Origin of the sequence: Deinococcus arboris, assembly GCF_009755355.1 — a bacterium.
GTDB lineage: Bacteria > Deinococcota > Deinococci > Deinococcales > Deinococcaceae > Deinococcus > Deinococcus betulae.
In genome coordinates this window covers 1-21,789 of the sequence record NZ_WQLB01000008.1, presented here as the reverse complement: position 1 = coordinate 21,789, position 21,789 = coordinate 1, and the positions used below count along the sequence as shown (strand labels likewise).

General features: G+C 70.2%; 20 protein-coding genes. 9 read left to right on the top strand and 11 right to left on the bottom strand.

Translation table 11 applies throughout. The features are described from left to right. Positions 1–88 precede the first annotated feature (88 nt). The 4 genes from GO986_RS07645 to GO986_RS07630 all read right to left on the bottom strand — a co-directional run bounded on the left by GO986_RS07645 (position 89) and on the right by GO986_RS07630 (position 1,400). Positions 89–241, bottom strand: a complete 153-nt coding sequence (locus GO986_RS07645; protein WP_157458705.1) for a hypothetical protein — start codon at positions 239–241, stop codon at positions 89–91. 52 nt (positions 242–293) lie between these two features. Further along, positions 294–446, bottom strand: coding sequence for a hypothetical protein (locus GO986_RS07640; RefSeq protein WP_157458704.1), 153 nt, complete (start codon positions 444–446; stop codon positions 294–296). A gap of 19 nt (positions 447–465) precedes the next feature. Then, positions 466–693, bottom strand: a complete 228-nt coding sequence (locus tag GO986_RS07635; RefSeq protein ID WP_157458703.1) for a hypothetical protein — start codon at positions 691–693, stop codon at positions 466–468. Between the two features lie 566 nt (positions 694–1,259). Beyond that, positions 1,260–1,400, bottom strand: coding sequence for a hypothetical protein (locus tag GO986_RS07630; protein ID WP_157458702.1), 141 nt, complete (start codon positions 1,398–1,400; stop codon positions 1,260–1,262). A gap of 355 nt (positions 1,401–1,755) precedes the next feature. Between GO986_RS07630 and GO986_RS07625 the strand changes: the two genes are divergently transcribed. From GO986_RS07625 to GO986_RS07585, 9 genes are all read left to right on the top strand, one after another. Beyond that, positions 1,756–2,694, top strand: a complete 939-nt coding sequence (locus GO986_RS07625; RefSeq protein WP_157458701.1) for an ABC transporter ATP-binding protein — start codon at positions 1,756–1,758, stop codon at positions 2,692–2,694. Beyond that, a complete protein-coding gene (locus GO986_RS07620) occupies positions 2,691–3,503 on the top strand; it encodes an ABC transporter permease (RefSeq protein ID WP_157458700.1) in 813 nt (270 codons plus the stop codon). Before GO986_RS07625 ends, GO986_RS07620 begins: the two co-directional genes overlap by 4 nt. A 197-nt stretch (positions 3,504–3,700) precedes the next feature. Then, positions 3,701–3,895, top strand: coding sequence for a thiazolylpeptide-type bacteriocin (locus tag GO986_RS07615; protein WP_157458699.1), 195 nt, complete (start codon positions 3,701–3,703; stop codon positions 3,893–3,895). Between the two features lie 159 nt (positions 3,896–4,054). Continuing rightward, positions 4,055–6,679 carry a lantibiotic dehydratase gene (locus GO986_RS07610; protein WP_157458698.1) on the top strand — a complete coding sequence of 875 codons (2,625 nt, stop codon included), beginning with the start codon at positions 4,055–4,057 and terminating at the stop codon, positions 6,677–6,679. A gap of 130 nt (positions 6,680–6,809) precedes the next feature. Next, positions 6,810–7,928, top strand: coding sequence for a lantibiotic dehydratase C-terminal domain-containing protein (locus tag GO986_RS07605; RefSeq protein WP_157458697.1), 1,119 nt, complete (start codon positions 6,810–6,812; stop codon positions 7,926–7,928). Next, positions 7,925–9,559, top strand: a complete 1,635-nt coding sequence (locus tag GO986_RS07600; RefSeq protein ID WP_157458696.1) for a hypothetical protein — start codon at positions 7,925–7,927, stop codon at positions 9,557–9,559. Before GO986_RS07605 ends, GO986_RS07600 begins: the two co-directional genes overlap by 4 nt. A gap of 25 nt (positions 9,560–9,584) precedes the next feature. Then, positions 9,585–11,471: a TOMM precursor leader peptide-binding protein gene (locus GO986_RS07595; protein ID WP_198170513.1), complete on the top strand. Its 1,887-nt coding sequence runs from the start codon at positions 9,585–9,587 to the stop codon at positions 11,469–11,471. 97 nt (positions 11,472–11,568) lie between these two features. After that, a complete protein-coding gene (locus GO986_RS07590) occupies positions 11,569–12,723 on the top strand; it encodes a hypothetical protein (protein WP_157458694.1) in 1,155 nt (384 codons plus the stop codon). Next, on the top strand, positions 12,720–14,459 hold the full coding sequence (locus GO986_RS07585; RefSeq protein WP_157458693.1) for a thiopeptide-type bacteriocin biosynthesis protein: 1,740 nt from the start codon (positions 12,720–12,722) through the stop codon (positions 14,457–14,459). The genes GO986_RS07590 and GO986_RS07585 overlap by 4 nt, the downstream gene beginning before the upstream one ends. A gap of 22 nt (positions 14,460–14,481) precedes the next feature. On the opposite strand, the gene GO986_RS07580 is transcribed toward GO986_RS07585, so the two are convergent. The 7 genes from GO986_RS07580 to GO986_RS07550 all read right to left on the bottom strand — a co-directional run bounded on the left by GO986_RS07580 (position 14,482) and on the right by GO986_RS07550 (position 21,556). After that, complete coding sequence (locus GO986_RS07580; RefSeq protein WP_157458692.1) at positions 14,482–14,931, bottom strand: hypothetical protein; 450 nt, start codon at positions 14,929–14,931, stop codon at positions 14,482–14,484. A gap of 326 nt (positions 14,932–15,257) precedes the next feature. Beyond that, positions 15,258–15,695, bottom strand: coding sequence for a response regulator (locus GO986_RS07575; RefSeq protein WP_157458691.1), 438 nt, complete (start codon positions 15,693–15,695; stop codon positions 15,258–15,260). Continuing rightward, complete coding sequence (locus GO986_RS07570; protein ID WP_369409233.1) at positions 15,692–17,983, bottom strand: ATP-binding protein; 2,292 nt, start codon at positions 17,981–17,983, stop codon at positions 15,692–15,694. Before GO986_RS07570 ends, GO986_RS07575 begins: the two co-directional genes overlap by 4 nt. Then, positions 17,980–18,525 carry a biliverdin-producing heme oxygenase gene (locus GO986_RS07565; protein ID WP_157458690.1) on the bottom strand — a complete coding sequence of 182 codons (546 nt, stop codon included), beginning with the start codon at positions 18,523–18,525 and terminating at the stop codon, positions 17,980–17,982. Before GO986_RS07565 ends, GO986_RS07570 begins: the two co-directional genes overlap by 4 nt. Positions 18,526–18,819: 294 nt before the next feature. Then, complete coding sequence (locus tag GO986_RS07560) at positions 18,820–20,070, bottom strand: S41 family peptidase (RefSeq protein ID WP_369409232.1); 1,251 nt, start codon at positions 20,068–20,070, stop codon at positions 18,820–18,822. 236 nt (positions 20,071–20,306) lie between these two features. Continuing rightward, on the bottom strand, positions 20,307–20,843 hold the full coding sequence (locus GO986_RS07555; protein WP_157458689.1) for a hypothetical protein: 537 nt from the start codon (positions 20,841–20,843) through the stop codon (positions 20,307–20,309). After that, complete coding sequence (locus tag GO986_RS07550; protein WP_157458688.1) at positions 20,840–21,556, bottom strand: SDR family oxidoreductase; 717 nt, start codon at positions 21,554–21,556, stop codon at positions 20,840–20,842. The genes GO986_RS07555 and GO986_RS07550 overlap by 4 nt, the downstream gene beginning before the upstream one ends. Positions 21,557–21,789 lie beyond the last annotated feature (233 nt).

Here is a 21,789-nt window from a genome sequence, read left to right as displayed (position 1 = left end):
GTCGGCTGCCTCTTCGCGGCACGCCGCCCACACGAAAACGGCGAACCCCTTGAAGGTCCGCCGCAAATGCTAGAGATGGGAGCAGCGATTACCAGCTGCCCGAGGCGCCGCCGCCGCCCGACGAGCCGCCACCAAAGCCGCCGAAGCCGCCGGCCGTCTGCGGGGTGTGGGCGGTCGCCTGTGCGGCGGGAACGAGTACGAGGGTCAGGGTCAACAGAGTGGTCAGAATGCGGCTGAACATGGTGAAAACCTCCAAAGTGGGAGAGGGGACTTGAGGTGAAGGCCGGCCGGGCTTACCAGCTGCCAGTGGCGCCGCCGCCCCCGAAGGAACCGCCTCCGCCACGCACAGTGCCCTGAGTTTGGGGCGTCGGGGCCGCGGCCTGGGCCACTGCAGCGGTCATGAGGGCGAGGGTCAGCAGGGCGGTCAAGGTGCGTTGAACTGTCATAGGACAACCTCTGAAGGGATCAGGAGCGGGGGGGTACAGGGGGCACGGTGCTCAGCTGCACGGGGCCAACACCGGGGTCTGCCAGTTGCACCGGCCCGACGCCGGGGTCGGCCAGCTGCACGGGGCCAACGCCTGGGTCGCTGTGCACGGTGACGGTCTGGGCACCGGCCAGAGGGGCCAGCAGCGCGGCGCCCAGCAGGGCGAGCAGGACGGGACGGAGGGTGCGGGGCGTGCGGCTGCTGGTCATGGGGCTCACCTTAAAAAGGCGCTGGGGACGCCCCAGAGACACTCATGAGCACGGGCGGAGACACAGCGGAGACAGCAGAGGACAGCGCCGCCCCGGCCCGTCAGGACGGGCAGAAGGCTCAGGGGGAGAAGGCCTGCATCCGACCCGAACAGCGGCAGAAATGCGGCATGTCTATCCGCCTGTGCGGGCTGCCCAGCGTGGCGCAGCCAGCAGAACCTTGCGGCACGGGATCAACCCGCTGGTCTGCCCTCGGCCTGGCCAGCACGCCACGGGGTGCAGACTGGACAGAGCCTGCGCTCATACGGATTCCGTCTGTTTCATTGACAACTCGGGAAAGAACCGAGTGGCAAACTCCACGCCCGGAACCCGCTTTCCTTCTCGCTTCGCTTGGATTTCACCGCTCATGCCAACGGTTCCACCTCCGTCGGTCTCATACGGATTCCGTCTATTCCGCCGACAAATCGGAAAAGAGCCAATTTGTCGGCTCCACGCCCGGAACCCGTTTCGCTCCTACTCGCTCCGCTCGGATTGAACCGCTTTTGCAAGCGATTCAATAGGAACCTGTATCAGTAGCTGCCGCCTGCGCCACCACCTCCAAAAGAGCCGCCGCCAAAGCCGCCGAACGAACCGGCGGTCTGCGGGGTGTGGGCCGCCGCCTGGGCGACCGGCGCGAGAAAGAGGGCCAGCAGTAGGGCAACGTGACGCATACGACCTCCTGAATGCGGGGAGATAACGAGGACAGGGCCGCGCGTGGCGCGCGGAGAAGACGGCGCGCCGCAGGACCAAGGGTGCCTCACGGCGCGCAGAGACAGAGACGCGCCACGCGGCGGGCGTGCGGGTGATGAAGCCCTGGAGCCAGAGGCAAGCTTGCGCCCCCGCACCCCCGCACGGTGCCGCGTGGGCGGGGACGGCGCGGAGACAGCCCGCCCCGGTGGCCGGAGCTGTCCCCGGTCCCGGCCGCGCACTGGCCGTACTGTCCCCGGCCCGTCCCCGGCCGCCGCGCACACTCTCCTCACCGCTCGGGAGCAGCAGAGAACAAGCCCCCGCCGGAAGGAGAGTGATATGGGACTTCATCGGCAACCAACCAGAGCGTGGACCCCGGCGTACGCCGGCCCCGCCATCGAGCTTCAGGAGGTGCACAGAAGGTACGGTTCCATTCAGGCGCTGCAGCCCACCAGCCTGAGCATCCACCGGGGCGAGGTCGTGGCCCTGCTGGGGCCCAACGGCGCCGGCAAAAGCACCCTGGTCAACATGGTGCTGGGCCTGCTGGCCCCCACCGGCGGCGCCGTCAAGGTCTTTGGTCAGTCGCCGCTGGAAGCCGCCCACCGCATTCACACCGGCGCCATGATGCAGCAGGTCCACCTGGCCGCCAATCTGCGGGTCTCTGAACTGGTCGAGCTGTTTTCTAGCTACTACCCGGCGCCCCTGAAGGTGGCCGACACCCTGGAGCGCGCTGGGCTGACCGCCCTGGCCGGGCGCACCTACCGCCAGCTGTCCGGCGGCCAGCGTCAGCGGGTGCGCTTTGCCCTGGCCCTGTGCGGCGACCCCGCCCTGATGGTGATGGACGAGCCCACCGTGGCGCTGGACACCGAAACCCGCCGCGCCTTCTGGATGGAAGTCCGCCGCCTGGTGGACGACGGCCGCACGGTGCTGCTGACCACCCACTACCTCGAAGAAGCCGACGCCCTGGCCGACCGGATTCTGGTCATCGACAAGGGCCGCCTGGTGGCCCAGGCCACGCCGCAGGAACTCAAGGCCCGCGTCAACGTGCAGCACGTCTCGCTGCGCACAGTCCTGAGCGACCCGCAGTTGATGGCGGTGGCTGGAGTGCGCGCCGTGCGCCGCCAGGCTGACACGGTGCACCTGACGGTCGACGGCACAGCCGTGATTGCGCCGCTGCTGTACGCCCTGGACCCGGCCCTGCAGGAATTTACGGTGCGGCCCGCCAGCCTCGAAGACGTGTTTCAGGGCCTGCACGCCCCCCAAGGAGTGAGCGCATGAGCCTCGTGCAAGACGTGTCCCGTCCCGCCCGGTCGGCGCCGCCCCGCGTCAACAAGGTCCGGCTGTACGGCTTAGAAGTGCGCGCCGAGACCCTGACCCTGCTGCGCAGCCCGATGTTCCTGATTCCCACCATCATCTTTCCGCTGCTGTTTTACGTGGTGTTCGGCTTCACGTACATGAACCAGTCGGCCGGCAATGTCCGGGTGCCCATGTACATGCTCGCCACCTACGGGGCCTTCGGGGTCATCGGCGCGTCGCTCTTCTCCTTCGGGGTGGGCATCGCCAACGACCGGGCCAGCGGTTGGCTGAAGATCAAGCGCGTTTCCCCGATGCCGCCCGCCGCCTTCCTGCTCTCGAAATTTGCGACGTCTTTGATGTTCAACGTGACCATCATCTCGCTGATGTTCCTGCTGGGCGCCACCATCGGCAAGGTCGAGATGCCGGCCGAAACGTGGCTGCGGTTGGGAGCGACCCTGATTCTGGGCGGCCTGCCCTTCACGGCCCTGGGACTGGCTCTGGGGTTCCTCTCGGGCCCCGGCGCGGCGCCGGCCCTGGCGAACGTCATCTACATCCCCATGTCCTTCGCCTCTGGCCTCTGGGTGCCGCACTCCATGCTCCCCGAGTTCTTTCAGAAGCTGGCCCAGTACCTGCCCCCCTACCACTTCTCGCAGCTGGCGCTGGGACAGATTGGCGCCGCCACCGACCCCAACATGCTCACTCACATTCTCTGGCTGGTCGGCTCCACGGTGCTCTTTCTCACCCTGGCCCTGATTGGCTACCGACGCGACGAAGGCAACGCTGGCCTGTAAGGCCCCCCGGTCCTCGCCGGCTCAGCGCTCCTAAGCCACCCTGGCCCCCTAGCCCCCCCTGGAGGTGATCGCCTTCTAACGCCCGGCCGCTCCACCTGACCTGCCCCCGGCGCCCTCACCTGGCCCGCCCTGTCCGCCCACCAGCCCCTCCGCCCACCCTCACCGGCGCCGCAGCGCCACACCCAAGGAGACTTGCCATGACCAACATCAACATGACCGACATCGACTTTAGCGACCTGAACATCGAAGCCCTGGAAGTCACCGAAGTGCGCGACAGCACCGCCCTGGCCGAAACCGGCGCTTCGTCCGGCTCCAGCAGCTGCAGCGCCACCTCCACCTGCGGAAGCAGCTCCTGCTGCTGCGGCTCGGTTGAAGCGCAGCTTTCAGAGTAAGGCGGCCACACACCGCACGACCGGGGAGGGCATGGGCCAGCGTTTGGCCCCCCTCCCCCCCTTTTTCTTCCCACTTCCTCTTTTGCGCTTCTCCCAACATCAGACCCCACAAAGTCCGCCCCAAACCCTGCACGCGCACCCACAGGAGGTTTCCCGGCCATGACCCAGCGCTCTGTTTCTGCCCCGATTCGCCCCGCCCCCACCCCCCTGGCCGACCAGCTGGCCCCCCAGCTGCTGCTGCGCTTTAACCACCTGAGCCCTGCCCACCTGCCTCCCTTTCCGCTGCTGGAGCAGCTGCGCCGCGATCAGGCGGTGCGGGCGGATGTCGAAGCCCAGCGCGCAGCCGCCGCTGCCACCCTCTATAACCAGGTGTCGGCCGCCCAGGACGATACCGAGCGCCGCGAGTGGCTGGCCCTGCGCCGCAGCGTCCTGGCGGGCAAAACGCCCCGCACGGTACCGGCAGGAGCGCCCGCCGAGGTCCACGCCTATCTGGCGGCCCAGGCTGCGCAGGAGAGCCACACCGCTGAACTGAGGAGCGCCCTGGCCGCCCACCTGGGCACCGAGCGGGCCGCCCTGCAGGCCGCCTGCCGGGACGAGCGCTTTCTGAAGGGCCTGGCCGTGTCCAGCGCGCCGCTGCTGGCCACTGCGCGGCAGTACGCCGCCACGCCGCTGCCCGAGCAGAAGGGCACGCTGCGCAAGTGCGAATACCGCCTGCTGCAATATGTGTCGCGCGCCGCCTGGAAAACGAGTCCCTACAGCCACTACACCTCGGTGGCCGGCGGGCGCTGGACACAGAGCGCAGCGGGCGCGCTGGCCCGCCCCGAAGTGCGGGCGAGCACCACCGTCAACCACGTGCTGATTCTGCGCCTGCTGGACGGCGCCCTGAAGACCCCCGACCTGCGCGCAGCGCTGCCCTGGCGCCTGGGCGACCACCTGCGGGTGCAGGGCGGCGAGGTGCGCTTTGAGCAGGCCATTGACGACCCGGCGCGCCAGCCGCGCGCCCGCAACCTGGCCTCACGCCGGGTGACCCTGCGCCTGAGTGCCGGCCTGGCCCGCCTGATCGCGGCGGTGCGGGACAGTGGGGGAGAGGCGGACTACGCGGCGCTGGTGGAGGTTCTAAGCGGCCTGTCGCCCGACCCCCAGGCGGCGCCGCGCTTTGTGGGGCAGCTGATGGACAGCGGCTTTCTGCGCCCGGTCACGGGCCTGAGCGAGCAGCCCACCGACCTGCTGGGTCAGGTGGCGGCGCTGCTGCGCCAGGCCGAAACAGCCGAGAGCGAGCGGGCGGCGGCGGCCCTGGACGACCTGGCGATGGCCCTGACTGCCTTTCCCTGGGTGCCGAGCGCCGCGCGCCCCGCCGCGCTGGAGGCCGCCCGCGCCCACCTGCAAGCCGCTTATGACGCTTACGGCCTGACCCTCCCGGCGGGCCCCGTGCTGTACGAGGACACGGTGGCTCCGCAGGCCCTGGCGCTGGACGTGACGCCCTACGCCCCGGCCATTGACCGCCTGCACCTCTTGCTGTCGGTGCTGCGGGTCTTTGACACCCACTTGCTGTTCGAGCCGCTGCTGCGGGAACGCCTGGTGGGCCAGCACGGGCCGGGCGCGCGGGTGGACGACCTGCCCACCTTTGTCCGCGAGAACGCCGATCTGTTTGACGAGTGGCTGCAGGCGTCCCTGCGCGGTCCGGGTGCGGGCCTAAAAGCCCTGCCCGAACTTCAGGGCGTGCTGGCCGTGCAGCGCGAGGTGCGCGCCGCCTACTTGCAGGCCGCCCGCGCCGGCACCGAGGAACTGGACCTGACCGGCGCGCAGCTGCAAGCCTGGCTGGAGCGCCTGCCTGAGCGCCTGACGGCCCGGCCGTGGTCCTACGACGTGTTCGCCCAGGCGGCGGCTGCGGACGGCAGCCTGATCGTCAATCAGGTGTACGCGGGCTACGGGCAGTATTTCAGCCGCTTTCTGACCGAGTTGCCCGCGCAGGTCATGGCCGACGTGAAAGCCACCGTTGAGGCGCTGGCCCCGCGCGGCTTGTCACAGGTGGGCCTGCGCAGCGCCCACGGCTTTACCGCCAATCTGCACCCTGCCCTGACCGCTGCCGAGTTGCAGGTGGACGCCCCCGTGGACGGCCCAGCCCTGCACATTGACGACCTGTACCTCCACCACGACGAGGCGGCGGACGAGGTGCGTCTGCGCCGGCGCGACACCAACGAGCCGGTGCAGGTGGTGTACGCGGGCTTTCTGATTGCCCAGCTGCTGCCCAGCCTCAAGAACTTTCTGGTCACGCTGACGAACAACGGCCTGATCGTGCCGCACCTGCCCGACATTGCCGAAAGTGCCCTGGGCCCCGCAGACGGCCAGGTCCGGCGCACGCCGCGCCTGCGCTCGGGCGGGGTGATGCTGCACCGCGCCCGCTGGAGCGTGCCGCACGGCGCCCTGCCGGTGCCCGGTCCCCACGACAGCGACGCTGACTACGCCCTGGCCCTGTGGCGCTGGGCCGCCGAGCATGGCCTGCCCGAACAGGTGTTCGTGCGCCGCCGCCGCGCCCGCCAGGCCAGCGCCAACCTGGGCGCCTGGCAGGCCGAACTGGCCGGCGGCACCCAGAAGCCGCAGCACCTGGAGTTCAGCAGCCCGCTGCACGCCCGGCTGCTGGCCAAGATGCTGCGCGACGCGCCGCAGGACTTCGTGTTTGAAGAGTGCCGCCCCCTGCCAGAAGAAGCGTTGCTGACCCCCGACCCTCACACCCCCCTGACCAGCGAACTGGTCTTTGAACTGCACCAGAAGGGACGGCTGTGATTCCCAGGCACCGCAGAAACAGCGCTGAGGCGCCTGTCCATCGTCGCCGTCCCTTCTTCTCTGTCACTCGCTTCGCTCGGGTTCGTCTTCGACTCACCCCAGTTTTTTGCCCCCGCGCCGGAGGTTCCCTATGAACGCAGCCCTGTACCTCACCCACTATCAAAACGACAAACGCCCCCTGCTGCGCGACCTGGTGCTGCCGCTGGTGCTGGAAATTCAGGCGCGCCCCGGCATCGAACGGGCCTACGCCGAGCGCCACTGGAAGTTTGGCCCTCACGTCCGGCTGATTGTGCAGGGGGAAGACGGCGCGATGCAGGCGGCGCTGGACGCGGCGAAAGTGCAGGCCGAGGCCTACCTGGCCGCCCATCCGTCGGCCGCCGTGCTGGACGAGGCGGCCTACCTGGCCCGCAGCGAGAAACTGGGCACGCTGGAACTGGAACCTGGCCCCTACGGCCCCCTACGCCCCGACAACAGTGTGGTGGTGGGGGCGGCTCCTGACCGGCAGGGCGTGCTGGGTTCGCCCGAGGCCGAGGATTTCCGCGCCCAGTACTTTGCAGCCCTGACGCCCGCCGTGCTGCGCACCCTTCAGGCCGACACCGGCAATACCGCCGAGCGCCTCATCCGCCTGGCGCGCATCTTTGTGCTGTACGCCAGTACCTACCCGTTTGGTGTGTACAGCGGCCATATCTCGTACCGCTCGCACCTGGAGGAATTCCTGTTTCGTCAGGGCGGCGGCGAGAAACTGCGCGCGGCCTTTGCCCAGAAATACGCGCCTATCCGCCAGGAGGTGCTGCGCGCGGTGGACGGCGTCAGCAGCGGCGGGCGCGACGAGGTGCTGAGCCTCTGGGAAACGCAGTTCCGGCGGATGTGGCCCATCGGGCGGCAACTGGCCGACGCGGGCCTGCTGGCTGCCGACCCCACCGCGACCATGCAGCGCGCGGCGGCGGGCATCAATCCCGAGGCGCAGGCGCGCTGGGCGTTCGGGCCGGACTACCAGTTCAGCGAATTTCACCAGGAACTGCGCAAGTTCAACATCTCCGAGACCTGGTACCACGTCGAGATGTTCTCCACGTACCGCACGCTGATGAACTTCATGTACAGCGTGTTGCCGCTGATGGACATTTCGCCCACCGAGCGCTACTTCGTCAATTACATGGTCAGCGAGGCCATGCAGGAACTGCACGGCCAGGACTGGCAGGGCTTTTTCGAGCAGTGGTGGGTCCAGCTGCGCGAGGAAGGTGTCGCGTGAGCGCCGCTGCGCAGCTGAGGCCCAGCGCGGCCGGGACCGTGGCTGCGCTGGCCCGCACCGCCGAGACCGACGTGCCGCTGCGCCTGCGGCCCGGCGTGGGGCATGTGCCCATCCGAGGCGGCATCCGCTTTCAGCACTGGGACACCACCTTCCGCATTCAGGGCCACCCCGCACTGCACGCGCTGTTCACGGGATTGTTGCCGCAGCTACAGGCCGGAGTGACGGCGCAGGCGCTTCAGGCCGCCCTGCCCGCCGGGGCCTGGCCCGCCGCGCGGCTGCTGCTCAATGAACTGCGGGCGCGCGACCTGCTGCTGCCTGTGGAGGAAGACCCGAGTGCCGAGGAGCTGGGCCACCACGCCGGTATCCTGACCTTTCTGGCCTCGCTGAGTGACCGCCCCACAGCAGCGTTCCGCGCTGTGCGCGCCGCCCGCGTGACCCTGCGCGGCCCGGCGGCCCTGACGGCGGCGGTGGCCGCGCACCTGCGGGATCTGGCGTTTGCGGATGTAGAGGTTGAGGCGCACGAGGCCGTCCAAGAGGGCTTCGTGACGCTGCACCTGGGCGCGGACTCTGGGGCACCGACCCTGCTGGCTGCGCTGGGCGCCGAGCAGGGCATGATTGCGCCGCTGCACACCCCTGCAGATGTATTGGCCGAGCGCCTGACCCTGAGCGGCGCGCCCGCCGAACCGCTGAAGCAGTTGCTGGCGGGATTGTTGGCGCTGGAAGCCTTCCGGCAGGTAGCCGGGTTGAAGGGCGGCGTGAGTGCTGAGCGAGCGCTGGTGGTGGACGCTGCAACCCTCCACAGCGCCCCAATGCCCGCGTTCCTCCAGCCCGCCACCCTGGAAGGATGGTGGACCCTGGCCCGCGCCGAGTTGCCCCTGGCCGGTCCCGATGACCTGCGCGCCCTGCTGACTGGCCCCTTTGCCCTAACGGGCGCCCCCTCAGCGGCGGGCGAGCAGCTGCCCCTGTTCACCTACGGCGCGGCCGATGGCCCCACCCAGGCGGGTTGGGGCAGCGACGGCGAAGAAGCCCTGCACCGCGCCCAGGAGCGGCGCCTCCTGGCCCTGCTGCCGGCTGCGCCGGAAGGCTTGGCCGAAGCAGGAGCTGCTTTCCCCGTCCTGGGCTACAGCGAGACCGATCTGCTGGGCCGGGGCGGGAGGGCCGTGCTGACCGCTGACCTGGCGCGGCGGCCAGAGAGTTTTACCGCCCAGCCGGTGCCGCCCGCCGAAGTGCCCCTGGCGCACCTGTGGCTGCTTAAGACCCTGGGGATGGTGTACGGCGTGGCCGCCGAGGTGGTGCGCCTGGGCCACCCAGCCCTACGCGGCCTGCACGGCGCCGCCGTCTACGACCCGGCGCGGGGGCTGCTGGCCGCCGCTTTTGCCCCCGACCCTGACGGAGCAGTGGGCGGCGCGCTGCTGGACGCCGTGGCGGCCCTGCAACTGGGTCTGCCGGTGCCCGGTACGCCCGCGCCCCCAGCCGGTGAGGTTCGGCCGGTGCCCAGCGACCAGCCCGAGCAGGACACCTGGGCTGCCCTGACGGACCTGGGCCGCGCCCCTCGCCTTCAACCGTATCTGGGCCTGCCCGGCACCGTGCAGCGCGGCGTGCTGCTGGGGTGGGTGGTGGCCCGTGGCTAACCTGAACACCACACAAGGAGCCGCCGTGACCACTCCCCTGTATCTGTTGGGCGAAGGCCAGCTGCACGACCTGATTCGTGCCCGTCACGCCCTGCGCACCGACCTGAGCGAGCCGCCTCTGCCCGGCAGCGTGTTGCTGGTCGCCCACGACGACTGGCGCCCCCAGGAACTGGCTGACCTGCAGGACTACGCCCGCGCCCACAGCCTGCGCCTGTTGCCACTGCGCCTGGAAGGGGCCCTGGCGCTGCTGGGGCCGCTGGTCACGCCGCACGCCGCCGGCTGCGCCCTGTGCGCCGAGCGCCGCCGCCGCGAGGTGGCGCAGGTGCCGGAAGCCGATTTTGCCCGCCCCGCCCCGGCCCCCGTGCCCGCCGCCGCGCTGGCTCCGCTGATGGCCGTCCTGACCGAGCTGCTGGCCCGCCCCCTGAGCGATTGGCCCGCCCCCAGCCAGATTTACGCCTGGCGCTGGACCGACCTGACCGGCGGCTGGCACACCCACGTCCCGGTACACGACTGCCCCCACTGCTCGCCCTACCCCGACGACACCGCCGAAGCGGCGACTCTGCACCTGCAGCCGCGCCTGCAGAGCAATCCCGACGCCTTCCGCGAAAAGGCGCTGGACCTGGCCTCGGGGGCGCTGCGCACCGCCCTGCTGGACTGGCGCTACGGCCTGATTCACCACGTCTACCGCGCCCACAACGCCGGAATGCCGCTGGTGGGCGCCGAGTTCCGCGCGCCGGACCACCGCATGAACGAGTCCGGCTGGGGCCGCGCCGACGCCTTTACAGACGCCGAGCCGGTGGCTTTTCTAGAAGCCCTGGAGCGCTACGGCAGCCAGCGCCCGCGCGGCAAGCGCACCCGCATCCGGGCGAGTAGCCGTGACCTGGGCGCGCACGCCGTCAACCTGGAGACGCTGGGCCAGCCTGCCCACGCCGCGCACCCCGCCTACGAGTACACGCCCCTGAACCCCGACACGCCGACCAGTTGGGTCTGGGCGCATTCCTTCAAGGCCGCCGCCGCGCGCCTCATCCCCGAACACATTGCTTACTACCAGCATGACCGCGTGCCGCGCGAGGAACGCTTTCTGTACGAGAGTTCCAACGGCTGCGCCCTGGGCGCTTCAGTCGAGGAGGCCACGCTGTACGGCCTGCTGGAAGTGATCGAGCGCGACGCGTTCCTGCTGGCCTGGCACACGCAGCGCCCTGCCCGCCGCATTGACCTGGGCGGCGTGCGCGACCCCCTGACCCTGCACCTGCTGCGCCGTGCCGAGTCGCTGGGCTTTACCCCCTACGCCTTTGACATCACCACGGAATTTGGCGTGCCCGCCATCTGGACGCTGCTGGTGAACGAGTCGGGCGGCTATCCCCGCGCGCTGTCGGCGGCCGGGGCGCACTTTAACCCTGAAAAGGCCTTGAGCGCCGGCCTGATTGAAGTGGTTGTGAACGCCTTCGTGCATGACCGCAAGCCCGCCCACACCGAAGAGGCCCTGCAGGCCATGCTGCGCGACCCCACCCTGGTGCGCACCCTGGACGACCATGTGGCCGTCAATGCCCACCCCGACGCCTTTGACCGCCTGAGTTTCCTGTTCCGGGACGAAGCGCCGCCCGCGTCCCTGGATGAACTGTTCCCCGACTGGCGCGCCTGGCGCGACCCCGACCTGACGAACGTGCTGCGCCGCCTGACTGACCGGGTGCTGGCCGAAGGTCTGGACGTGCTGGTGGTGGACCAGACGGGCGCCGCCGTGCGCGACCTGGGGTTTGCCCAGGTGAAGGTGATCGTGCCGGGCAGCCTGCCCATGACCTTCGGGCACGTCAACCAGCGCTTTGGGGGCCTGAACCGCCTGACCAGCGTACCCGAGCGCCTGGGTTTTCCCAACCCCGCCCCGGCCCTGCACCTGCCCCACCCCTTTCCGTGAACAGCACTGTGGGCGCCCGGCGTTCCCAACCGCTGGTGGGCCGGTCCTAAGAAGCAACCTCTCATTTCCACTCATCGCTTTCAGGAGGTGAATCCCCATGAACCCGCCTTACCCGCCCCTGCACGCCCTGCAGCAGTCGTACTTAAAAGAGGTGTCGACCCCGGCGCGCCCCGGCCAGCCGCCCGCGCTGGACGCCTGGCCGCTGGGCACGGCCCTGCCGCTGGACTGGGTGGTGCTGGACCATCCGGCGGGCGCGAACCTGTGGGCGCGGCTGGCCCTGCTGCTGCGCCTGGCCGCCACACCCCTGCGCGTCGAACCGCACGCTCCGTACAACCCGCACCGCGCCTATCCGTCCCCGCGCGCGCTGTACGCCGTGCACCTGGTCTTAGAGACCCCACAGGGCCGCTGGCTGCTGGACGCCCACCGCGCGGCGCTGCGGCCACTGGCTGGGGCGACTTCCGCGCCTTCAGCAGACAACCCCGTGTACCTGCATCTGCTGGGCCACCTGCCCACCATCCCAGACAGTTACGGCACACTGCGGCCCACGCTGGCGGCCCTGGAAGCCGGGCACCTGCTGGGCGCGCTGCGGCATCTGGGCGCAGGGCTGGGGCTCAGCCTGCGGGAGCACTCTGCCCTGGCCGCCCCCAACCTCGGCGCCGACTGGCAGCCGCTGGTCACGCTTCAGGTGGACCGGACCACGCCCGACCCGCAGCAGGCCGCCGCCGCCTGGCGTGACGTACAAGCCCGTTCCTCGGCCCCCGGCGCCTTTGGCCTGACCACCGATGGCCGCCCGGCGCCAGCCACGCCGTTTCAGGCGGCCCTGAAAGACCCCGGCACCGTGCTGCTGGCGCAGCGTCTGGACGGCCTGGCCCCTGGCGTTTACCGCGCCGGGTCGTCCGCGCCGCTGCCCATTCCGCCCGCCGAGCTGGCCACGGCCTTGCACGGCGCCTATAGCTACCCCGATGACCTCAACGTTTATGGCCTGAACGCCGCTGTGCTGCTGACCGCGCGCTACGGCCCAGACGTGGACTTTCTGCACACGCAGCTGACCCTGGGTGAACGTGCTCAGCGCCTGTGTCTGGCCCTGGCCCACGCGGGGCTGTTTGCGAGGCCGGTGCGGGCCTACCGCGAGGCGCCGCTGGACCGCCTGCTGAACCTGCCGCCCGACCAGACCGTCGCCTACGCCCTGCTGTGCGGGCGCGCGCCGGTTCACGATCTCTCCTTGCCCCTGCTCCGGAGGACTGCCGCATGACCACCTTCAGCGCGCCGCTTGTGCCCGCTCCGCCGCCCGTTTCCGCCGCCTGGGTGTCGCTGCACGCCCACACCTTCGCCCCGGTGGCCGACCTGGAACGCGCCCTGCACCACGACCTCTTTCCGCTGCTGGGCGCGCTGCAAACGCGCGGCGAGCTGGCGGGCTGGTTTTTCATTCGCTACTGGGAGGGCGGCCCCCACATCCGTCTGCGCCTGCGGGACCCCTCCCCCCAGGCGGCCGCGCAGGTGGAGGCCACGCTGACCTGCACCTGCGCTGCCTTGCCCGCGCCCGCCACCCCCGACCCCGAGGGCTACTACGCCGCCTTCGTGCCGCCCGCGCACCGCACGGGGGCCGCCGAGGCCTACGGCTGGTATCCGCACGGCCAGGTGCGCGCCGTGCCCTATGAACCCGAAACCCTGCGCTACGGCGGGCGGGCGGGCCTGGGCATCAGCGAGGCGTTTTTCGAGACCTCCAGCGCCTTTGCCGCTCAGATTCTGCCGCTGACCCCCACACGCGCCTCGCGGCTGGGGCTGGGCCTGCACCTGCTGCTGACCACTGTGCGCGCCCTGGACCTGGATACCCCCGGCGGCGTCAGCTGGCTGCGCGAGTTTGTCAATGCCTGGCCGCTGTTTTCCTCGACGCCCACCGAGCAGGTCGCCCGCGCCCGCGAGCGCGCTGAGGCCACCTACTTTGCCGCGCCGCCGTCCCTAACAGGCGCCCGCCAGACCTATGCCCAGCGCCCGGAACGCCAACTGCTGCGGGCCTGGGAGGCCGAGGTGCGCGCCGCCCAGCAGGCTTACCGCGCGGTGGAGAAGGCCCTGAGTTACCCCAGCCTGGACATCTGGCGCTCGCAGCTGCACATGTTCCACAACCGCCTGGGCTTCAGCATTGAAGACGAATGTTACCTGGCGACCCTGGCCGCCCTGATTCTGTCGGACCGGGGGGGCGAGCATCTGCACGCTGACTGGTCATCCGACCACCGCGCCCACGAGGACAGCAAGCTCTACCCACACGGTCTGGCCGAACTGCGCGCCACCACCCCGCCCGAGCCGCGCCCGGTGCCCCACTGGCCCGGCCAGCGCCGCGTGCCGCTGCCCGAGCGGCCAGAAGGCGACCTGACCATGCCACTGGGCGAGGTGCTGCGCCGCCGCACCAGCCACTACGCCCGCTACGGCCAGCCCCTCCCACTGCCCACCCTGGCGACCCTGCTGCGCGGCGCGGCCGGCATTGTAGACACGCGCGTCATCACCCATCCGGGCGGGCAGTTTCAGGTGCAGCGGCGGCCTTATCCGTCGGGTGGGGGGCGCTATCCGTGGCGCCTGCACCTGCTGGCCTACCGCGTGGAACCGCTGGACCCCGGCCACTACGTCTTCGATGAACACACCGGCGAGCTGGTGCGCTACGGCACCGTGCCGCCCGTGGAACTGCTGGAACGCAGCTCGCCCTTCCTGAACCCCGCCACCCCCGACGTCCTGCCCGCCCGCCAGGTGGCCGCGTGGTTGCTGCCGGTGCTCGACTACACCTACCTCAAGGCGCACTACCACCATCGCGCCTACCGCCACGCCCTGCTGGAATGCGGGCACCTGGCCCAGAATCTGTGCCTGATTGCGGCGGCCGAAGGCCTGCCTCACCTGACCATCGGCGGGTTTTACGACGACGCCGTGAACGCGCTGCTGCATCTGGACGGCGTGGGCGAGTTCACGACCTACATGGTGCCGGTGGGCGGCCCGGCCTAGGGCGTGTCGGCGAAGGGGGACTTCACGTCCACACCACTGTGCCTTCGCGAATATCTACCCACTGCAGGCACTGTTCTGGATTCACATCGATCGCTCTTTCCGCGCCTTCACGCGCCCATGGGGGCACCCAGCACAGCAGCGCCGGCCCCCAGCTGACATCGGAGCCAGAAGGGGGAGGCACCGGCGCGATCCACGTGTCCCAGGGGGGCATGTTGTTCTGGTCAAAATATCCACTCGTGGCCACATAGGCTGCCCCGTCTGACAACGAGTACGCCGGCTCGACCACCAGAAACGCTTGGGGCCGTCGCACTTCCCGTTCCACGGTCAGGTCCGAATGATGACCGGAGTCCGTGGCCGCAGACAGCAAGTGTCGCCGCTCAGCTTGAAATGCTGTCAGGTCAGCGCTATCGAACGTTTCGTAGGTGCTGAGAACCGTGGTGAACGGAGCCAATGCCCGGCTTCGGAGTGCCATGGCAGGCAGTGAAGCGGCAAGATCTGACGCCCACCACGATGCCCAGCTTGGATGGTCAGAGGCCAGGGGCTCAATCGAAGCCAGAAGGGCGGCTTCATCGAACGCTGGAACACAACGTCTGATGTACGTCAGACACTCGTCCAGGGCACTTAGAACAGACATAGGACGTTGTACCACCTTGGCCTACACGACCTAGAGGTCAAGGAGGGCGCGGCGCTGAGGCAGTCCTCTCAGCGCCGCGCCTCCTTGAACACCTTGCCAGTCAGGACCGCGACGCCGCGTTGTCCGCAGTCCACCAGAGCGCCGAAGGGGAGCTGCCCCCAGTCCTACGGCGCGAAACTGCGCGGCAGGCTGGCGGCGCCAAACCAGTGGGCTTCCAGCAGGTGAACGGTCTGCAAGAAGGCGTCCAGGTTGGCGGGTTTGCTGAGGTAGGCGTTGGCCTGGAGGGCGTAGGCCCGCTTCACGTCGGCCTCGGCGTTGGATGTGGTGAACACCAGAATCACCAGCCCCATCAGGTCGGGGTCGGCGCGCACAGCCGCCAGGAACTCGAAGCCGTTCATGCGCGGCATGTTGAGGTCCAGCAGGATCAGGTCGGGCAGGCGGGCGCCCGCCTTAGTCTGGTGCAGGTACTCCAGGGCTTCCAGGCCGTCGCGGGCCACGGTCATCTCCACCGGAACAGCGGCCAGGTCCAGCGCCGCTTCCAATAAAAAGACGTCGGCGGGGTTGTCCTCAACCAGCAGCAGGTGAACGGGTGCGCGGGTCATGCCGGGCTGCCTTCGGCCACGCTGGCCCCTCGGGGGTCCGGCAGCAGCAGCGTCAGGGCCGCGCCCTGGCCCGGCGCCGACACCAGCGTCAGCGTGCCGCCGTGGCGCTCGGCAATCTTGCGGCACAGCGCCAGCCCGATGCCGTTGCCGGGGCTGTCTTCCCGCCGGCCCAGCCGCCCGAACAGGCTAAAAACTTGCTCGTGGTAGTCGGGAGCGATGCCAGGCCCCTGGTCGCGCACGGTGAGCGCCCAGGCGCCGGGGCGCCGCTCGGCGGCCACAGTCACCTGCGGCGCCGGGCCGCCAAACGTCAGGGCGTTGGCCAGCAGGTGCCGCAGCAGGTCGCGCAGTTCACCCGGATCGGCCTGCACCGTGGGCAGAGGCCCGTCCAGGTGCAGCGCGCCGCCCGCCGCCTGAAGCGGCCCGTCCAGTTCGCGTGCGACCTCCGGCACCAGCCGCGCGAGGTCTACCGGGCGGGGCACCGGCGGCGGAGCGGAGAGCAGCGCGGTGTAGCTGTGCAGGTCGTGGGTGAGGCTGCGCAGGCGCGCGGTTTCGTCCAGCATGAAGCGGAACATCTGCCCGGCGCCGGGGTCCACCTGATGCTGGTAACGCAGCTGAAACAGCTCGGCGAACTGGGTAATCAGGCGCACCGGTTCCTGCATATGGTGGGCGATCACGAAGGCGTAGCGGCGCCACTCGGCGTTGGCGCGTTCCAGGGCCGCGTTCAGGTCGCGCACCACGGTCAGGCGCTCGCCCAGGGCGCCGGTCAGCAGCCGCTGCACCTCCTGCGCCTCTTCCCGCTCGCCGGGGTGCCAGGGTTCGGCGCGGCCCCGCACCGTCTGAATGTAGGTGTCAAACGACTGGCGCGGGCCCAGGTCGCCCTTGGCGTGTTCGGGGGTGGCCCCGCCCCAGGCCACGCGCGCGGTGATGGCTGGGCGCAGCCACGCCACCCCCTCGGCCCAGCCGCGCCCCACGCTGATGGCCAGCAGCCCGCTGGCCTGCTCGGCAAACGCGGCCGCCTCTGGCCAGGTCTCGCTCAGGGCGTCGGTGGCGACCAGGGGGTCGGCTTGCCTGCGCAGCCACGCCAGCAGCGCCTCGATCTGGTCGGGGGCTGGGGTCACGCCCAGCGCCCGCCACTGGCCCTCGAAAAAGACGACGGCGCCGCCCGCGCGCATCAGGCCAGTCAGGTCCAGCGCCGGGGCACTCAGGGTGGCCAGCGGCGAGACCGAGTGAGCCGCCGCCTCGGCCAGCCGCAGGCGCCGCGCCTGGAGGCCCTGGCGAAAGGCGTCGGTATCGGCGCGCTCCTTTTGCTGCACTTGCAAGTTCAGCACCCGGCCCAGATATTCCAGGGCGGTGCGGATTTCGGGCGGCACCACATGGGCGCCCAAATGATGACAGGCAATCAGGCCCCACAGCCGCCCCGCCACCACGATGGACACCGAGAGGCTGGAGCGCACGCCCATGTTGCGCAGATACTGGAGGTGCATGGGCGAGGTGGCCCGCAGCACCGCGCCGCCCAGCGGGGTGGGCTGCCCGGTGCGGGGGTTCAGCACGGGGTCCAGCGGCACGGGCGCGGCGTCCACATCGGCGGTCAGGCGCAGCAGGTGGCGCACATACAGGGCGCGCGCCTGCGCCGGAATATCGGACTCGGGAAAGCGGTGGCCCAAAAAGGCGTGCAGGTCGTCCCGGCGGGCCTCAGCGATGACCTCGCCGCTGGCGTCCTCGGCAAAGCGGTAGATCATCACGCGGTCAAAACCGGTCAGGTAGCGCACGGCGTCGGCGGCGGTCTGGGTCAGGGCCGCCAGGCTGGGGGCACCCTCCAGGGCAAACAGCGCGTTGCGCAGGGCCTGGGGGCCACTGGGGTCGGCGCTCCCGGTGGCTTCCAGCTCCAGAATCAGCAGCCCGGCGGCGCGGTGGGCGGTCAGGGCCAGCCGGCCTGCGGGCCGCTCCAGCACCGCGCGGTACTGAAGGTGGTCCGGCAGACCTGCCGGCAGCGCGCTGCGGAGTGGGGCCAGTTCGGCGGCGCTGAGCAGCGTGCCCAGGTCCTGCCCCCGCAACGCCTCTGGCGGGTGGCCCAGCAGCGCTTCGGCATTGGCACTGACCTGCACCAACACGCCCGTCTCGGCGTCGGCGGTCAGCAGCGCGCCGTGCGGCTGAATGCTGCCTGGAATCTGAATCGGTTCGCGCTCGCAGTTGTCGGCCGTGATGGTGGGGCCGCCCAGATAGGTGGGGGGCAGGAGGTCACCGGAACCTGTGCCGCCGGCTGTGGGCACGTCAGTCGGCGCCGTCACGCCGCCACCGCCCGCAGCGCCGCCCCAAAGGCGTCGAAGGTCTGCCGGGCGCCGGCCAGCACGCGCGCCTCGTCCTCGGGGGCCACCTCGCTGTTCATGGCCGCGCCAAAGGCCCGCCACATGGGGCCAGTCTGCGGCCCGTAGCCCGAGAAATAGGCGCCGCCGCTGTCTGGCGTGATGCCGCGTGCCCGCAGATGCCGCCCAATAATCTGGCCGCCCAGCGTGGCCCCCTCCAGGACATACAGCGCGCCCAGCCCTTCAGGCACGCCGGGCAGGGTCAGGGACGCGCCCGGCGCCGCCGTCAGGCCCAGCGCGGCCAGGTCGCGCGCCAGCTGCGGGGCCTTGACACGCCGGGGCAGCTCAAAGGCCAGTGGCAGCGGCAGGGCCAGCAGGGCGCTTTCCAGAGGCTGCACGACGCTGTGCAGGCTGCGCAGCACCTGGGCGTACCCCTGGCGGGTCAGGTCTGCTTGCATGACCGGCATCAGGGCTTCCACCGCCTGATGGTGCGGGGCAGTGGCGACTTTCAGGCGTGACATCAGCATGGGTCCAGGCGACCCTAGCACGGCGCCCGCCTGAGGACGGGGTGTCTGGATGGTCTGTGGTGGGGGAGGGGTGCCCCCTTATTGGCCCCGAAACAGCCGCCGGTGTGCGCCGCCTGCCTTCTGTGAGGGGACGGCGACGGTCTGCTGGCTTGAGGGGAACAGGCAAGAGTCGCCCTCTGGGTCGAGCCTGCTCTGACGCTGCTGGCCCAGAGGCTCCACTGAGATTTGCCTGGGCGGTCTCCGTGGGCTGTGCCGAGCCCTGGTCGGTCAAAAGCGCCTGACACCCTCTCTGCTTCACCGCAGGGCTGTGCCGCGCAGGGCCTCCAGGGCCGCTTCCAGCGTGGTGTCGCGGCCTTCGCGGGTCAGCAGGGTCAGGTCGGTGGGGGCCAGCACGTCGGGCTGCACCCGCTCAGGCAGCGGCTGGCCATCGGGGCCATAGGCGCGCAGCACCGTCACCGACACCAGGCCGCCGTCGGGCAGGTCCTGAAAAATCACGCCGCTGTTGCCCACGCCCTTGGTGCTCTCGCCCACCGCCAGCACCCCGGTGCGCTGGGCGTACACGGTAAAGACCTCGGCACACGAGGCCGTGTTGGGGCCGACCAGCACCGCTGCTGGGCCCGCCCAGACCCCAGGCCGGGGCGGGCGCTGGCCTGGGCGGGTTTCTTGACCGCCCGCACCCGCATACACGGCGTTGCCGCCCTTCGAGTGGCTGCGGTATTCCACCGGCCCAAAAATGCTGGCGGCGGCCACACACTCGGTCAGGCTGCCGCCGCCGTTGTAACGCAGATCCACGATCAGGGCGCGGGCGCCGCCGCGCTGCGCCTCTTGCACCTGCCGGAGAAACAGTTCAGAGGCGTCACGTGGCAGAAAGCTGGGGTAGGTAATCAGGGCGGTGCGGCCTTCTGGGCCAGTCCAGCTCAGGGTGGGTTCATCGCGCGCCTGAAGGCGCTGGGTACCCAGAGACAGGGTGAAGTCGGTGGTGCCCGCCCGCTGCACTGTCACAGGGAAGTCACGCCCCTCCCGTTCCAGGCGCACAAATTCGGTGGGCCCAACCGGGGCGTTCTCGCCGTTCCGTTTACCGGCGGGCTCGCCGCCCACGGTGGTCAGCAGGTCAAAGACGCGCAGGCCCGCCGCCTCGGCCGGGCTGCCAGGCATCACCGAGACCACCAGCAGGCCGCCCTCTACGCGGGAGGTCCGGGCGCCGGTGCGGCTGACCGCCTGCCCCCGCTGAATCTCGCGCAGGCGCTCGGCGGCTTCGGGGTCACGCACGTTGGTGTGGGCGTCGCCGTAGGCCGTGAACAGGTCGGTCAGCACGGCGCGGCCGGTTTCGAACGAACAGGCGTCACCCTGCGGCGCGCAGCGCTCGTCCAGCTGGGCGGCGTACTGACTGCTCAGGGCGTCCAGGTCGGCGGTGGCCCAGCCGTAATAGTCGCGGCGCACCGTGTCGGTGGCGGCGCGAAACAGGTCGGTGGCCGGGCTGGCCTGCGCGGCACTCAGGCTCAGCAGGGCCAGACCCACCAGGCGGGCGGTCAGCGTCAGGGGCACCTCCAGACGCTAGGACAGTCGCCTGGGCCAGAAGGAAAGGGGCGGCACCTTCGTGGCCCGCCGCCCCCTTCATGTGCCGGGGGTGCCCCTGGCCAGGGCGGGAACAGAGGTAGGCTGCCTGGCTGAACAGTGGGATTCCGTTGGCGCCCATCACCACCCGCCTCCATAGAGAGCGCTGTCTATGACAGTCTTTCGCTTTCATCCTAGGGCGCTGTGAGGCTGCTCTTGTGGTCTGCCTACAGCCGGGCGCTGGCGGTCATCCCGGTCAGGTCAAGAGAGTCGGTCCACACGCTCTGGCCAGCGCTGAAGGCCATGCCAAAGTAGCCGTGCCCGGCTTTCGCGGCGGTGTCCAGCGCGGCGCCCCCCAGGCTAAAAGGCTGGCCCTGCCCGGCGCGCAGCTCCAGGGTGCCGATAAACTGGCTGGCTTCACCGGCCGCGTCGCACACGACCATACGTGGGGCGGTGGGAGTGGCGGGCGACACGGTGCAGGTGGCCGGCAGCGCCGTCAGCGTAGAGCGCACATAGAGGCCCGCCGAGCGCAGGGTGCCCAGCCCCGCCGTGCGGTAGGTGGCCTGCCCGCGAATGGTCACCTGTTGCAGGGCGGCCGGCACCCGGTTGCCCGCCAGGGCGTCGGTCTCCAGATAGACGACCTTGCCGCTCAGGGGCGCGCTGCCGGGCAGGCGCAGCGACGTGTTATCCACATCAACCCTCGGCGTCGGGATCAGGCCGCAGCCCGACAACAGCACCGCGCCGGCCAGGAGCAGGCGCCTCATGGGTAGGCGACCTCCTGCACGGTGGGGTGCAGCAGCACCTCGTCAATACGGACGTGGGCGGGGGCCGTCAGGGCGTACACCACGGCGTCGGCCACGTCCTCCGGGCGCAGCCAGGCGGCCTTGTGCGCTTCGCCCTGCTGGGTGTCGCCAAAGTAGGTGTCCACCATGCCGGGGCGAATCTCGGTAACGCGCAGGCCATACGCCTGTCCCTCGTAGGCCAGGGCGTGCGTCACGGCGCGCTGGGCAAACTTGCTGGCGGTGTACAGCGCGCCGCCCGCGAAGGTGCGCCCCGACACGTCGCTGGTCACGTTCACGACTTGGCTGCCCTGTCCAGCGCCGTACCGTGCCTGAAAGTGGGCCACCAGGGCGCCCGTGGTCAGGATGGTGCCCAGCACGTTCGTGTCCATCACGCGGCGGTAATCCTCCGGGGTGATGTCCTGCACCGGCTTGAAGGTGCCCACGCCCGCGTTGTTGACCAGGGCGTCCACGCCCGCCTCGCGGCAGGCCGATGCGAAGGCTGCCACGCTGGCCGGGTCGCTGACATCCAGGGCCTGAAAGGTCACGCCCGTTTCCTGTAAGCCGCTCACGTCGCGGGCGCCGCCCAGCACCGCCGCCCCCTGCGCGGCCAGTGCCCGCACGAGTGCCAGCCCAATGCCCTTGCTGGCGCCGGTGACCGCCACCACGCGCCCCTGTAAAGAGTGTTGCTGCGTCATCCCGGCAGGGTAACACTGCGGCGGGAAAAGGGCCCCTTGCCTTCTGGACGGCGCGCGGAGCGGCCCGGAGGACCTGCTGCCGACTCTGGCACAAGCCGTGTCAGTGCAGCGGCCCTGGCGAGAGAGGCACAGCTGAAGTCGCGGGCTACCTTAACTGACATCTTGCAGTTTGGGGAAAGGACGTCTGGAACGCACTTTTGGCCCCAAGATGGGGTGTGAACCCAAAAGAACCG